At 73.3% G+C, this 1,549-nt stretch carries 1 protein-coding gene; it reads right to left on the bottom strand.

From position 1 onward, the window contains the following. A partial coding sequence (locus VIB55_RS17620; RefSeq protein ID WP_331877982.1) for a condensation domain-containing protein occupies positions 1 to 1,549 on the bottom strand: 1,549 nt, incomplete at both ends.

Genomic DNA, 1,549 nt, shown 5'->3' with positions numbered 1-1,549 from the left:
CGCAGGGTCGACGAGCTCCACCACCTGCTCGAAGGGGATGTCCTGGTTCTGCTGCGCGCCCAGCGCCCGCTCCCTCACCTGCGCCAGCAGCTCCGCCCCGGTGGGCGACTCCGACAGGTTCACCCGCAGCGCGAGGGTGTTGACGAAGAAGCCGATCAATCCCTCGATCTCGCTCCGCCCCCGGTTGGCGGTCGGCGTGCCGACCACGACGTCGTCCTGCCCCGACAGGCGGCCCAGCACAGCCGCCCAGCCAGCCAGCAGCGTCATGAAGAGCGTCGCGCCGTGCCGCTGGCCGAGCGCCTTCAAGCTCGCGGTCAGCTCCTCGTCCAGCGCGATGTTCACCACGCCGCCGGAGAAGTCCTGCTTCAGCGGCCGCGCATGGTCGGTGGGCAGCTCCAGCAGCTCCGGCGCGCCGGCGAGCGCCCGCTGCCAGTACTCCGCCTGCTCGCGAAGGACCTCGCCCTCCACCCACCGCCGCTGCCAGACCGCGTAGTCCGCGTACTGGATGGGAAGTGCGGGAAGCGGATCGGGATCGCCACGGCGGAAGGCGTCGTAGAGCGCGCCCAGCTCGCGGGTGAACACGCCCATGCTCCACCCGTCGCTAACGATGTGGTGCATGGTGACGAGCAGCACGTGGTCGTCCTCCGCCAGCCGGACCAGCCGTCCGCGGATGAGCGGACCGCGCGCCAGGTCGAAGGGCGCGCCCGCCTCCTCCGCCATCAGCCGGCGAAGCTCCGCCCCGGCCTGCGGATGATCACGGAGGTCGTGCTCCACCAGGGGGAAGTGGGTCTCCCCCGCCTGCGGAATCCGCTGCTCGGGAACACCATCCATCTCGGCGAAGACTGTCCGCAGCGCCTCGTGGCGGGCCACGATGCGGTCCAGCGCACGCGCCAGCGCCGCCCCGTCCAGCTCGCCGCGCAGCCGCTGCCGCAGGGGAACGTGGTATGTGCTCCCCAGGTTGCCCAGCTGCTCCACGAACCACAGCCGCTGCTGGGCGAAGGAGAGCGGCAGCGGCGCCGAGCGGTCCGCCGGCTCGATCGGCGGCAGCGCCGCCCGCGCCGCCGTCTCCAGCGCCCGCGCCAAGTCGGCCAGCACCGGGCGCTCGAACAGGTCGCCGATGCTCACCTCCGCGCCCAGCACCTGTCGCACGCGCGAGATCACGCGAACGGCAAGCAGCGAGTGGCCGCCCAGCTCGAAGAAGTCGTCCCGGCGGCCCACCTGCTCCACCCGCAGCACGTCGCGCCAGATCTCCGCGAGCGCCTGCTCCATCTCTCCCACCGGCGCCTCGTAGCCGCGCGTCGCGAACGCGTCGCCTTCCGGCGCGGGGAGGGCCCTGCGGTCCACCTTGCCGTTCGCCGTGAGCGGCAGCGCCACCAGGTGCACGAACGCCGCGGGCACCATGTGCTCCGGCAGCCGCTCGCCCGCGTGCCGGCGCAGCGCCTCCGCCTCCACCCCCTCCTCTCCCGTCCAGTACGCCACCAGCCGCTGGGTGCCCGGGCGCTCCTCGCGCACGACCACCACGGCCTCGCGCACGCCCTCGTGCTCGCGC

It is taken from the genome of Longimicrobium sp., assembly GCF_036554565.1.
In the GTDB taxonomy this organism is placed as follows: Bacteria; Gemmatimonadota; Gemmatimonadetes; order Longimicrobiales; family Longimicrobiaceae; genus Longimicrobium.
This window is presented reverse-complemented; position numbering and strand designations above follow the sequence as displayed.